The organism is Photobacterium lucens, assembly GCF_009873615.1.
GTDB classification, from domain to species: Bacteria; Pseudomonadota; Gammaproteobacteria; order Enterobacterales; family Vibrionaceae; genus Photobacterium; species Photobacterium lucens.
Map to the genome: position 1 here is coordinate 1 of NZ_SSMG01000451.1, position 785 is coordinate 785.

Annotated in this window: 1 protein-coding gene; it reads left to right on the forward strand. The window is 28.8% G+C overall.

The features are described from left to right. Positions 1 to 716: hypothetical protein (locus tag E5A76_RS18445; protein ID WP_161119816.1), on the forward strand; the 716-nt coding region annotated here is incomplete at its 5' end. Between the last annotated feature and the right edge of the window lie 69 nt (positions 717 to 785).

Genomic DNA, 785 nt, shown 5'->3' on the forward strand with positions numbered 1-785 from the left:
ATATAATAAGAACACTATCTGCTAAATGGGGTGGGCATAATAAAAATGATTGTTCAATTAATATTATGTATTTTTTTGATTCTAACTCTATTGAGCCTAAGTTCGAACAATACTGGAGTAAAAATAAGATTTTTTTCGATGCTAGAAACTACAAAAGTGCTTTAAATCAGATAACAGGTGTTTTAAGTGTTATTGCTAGTATTAATAAATCATCATCTAAATTTTTTGAAAAAACAGGTCATCATGATCCATTGATGTTACCTGTGGTTTTTGAAAACGATAGTAATTTCGATCCTACATCACAACTTATTCCTGGTGCTCCAACTGCTATTTATCATAAATCACCACAATACATTGGTAATGTAGTGAAAGCAGTTTATGACGTTCTACATAATGATTTTTATAGATACTACTCTCCTTTTCAAGCTGATCAGATTGTTGAAAGGTACGAATCAGATAAAACAACTAAATCTCTGTTATCTATACCACTATTAGCGCCATTTGAAGTAACTAGTGATTATTTTAATTGTACTATTGATGAGCCGATAGGGGTTCTAAATATATATTGTAATAATGAAAATTTTCTAAATGGTAATCATGAAGTATTCATTAAATTCTTAACTCCATTTCTACCAATTATCGCATCATCTGTGCTCTTTTCTCTTGGTAAATTCTTTACCGATGAAGGTGATGAAAGTGATGAAAGTGATGCTTAGTTAATTTTTAATTTCTTATGATATTGATTTTAAATGATTTTTTTGTCTATTATTGTTTGTTTTATATGC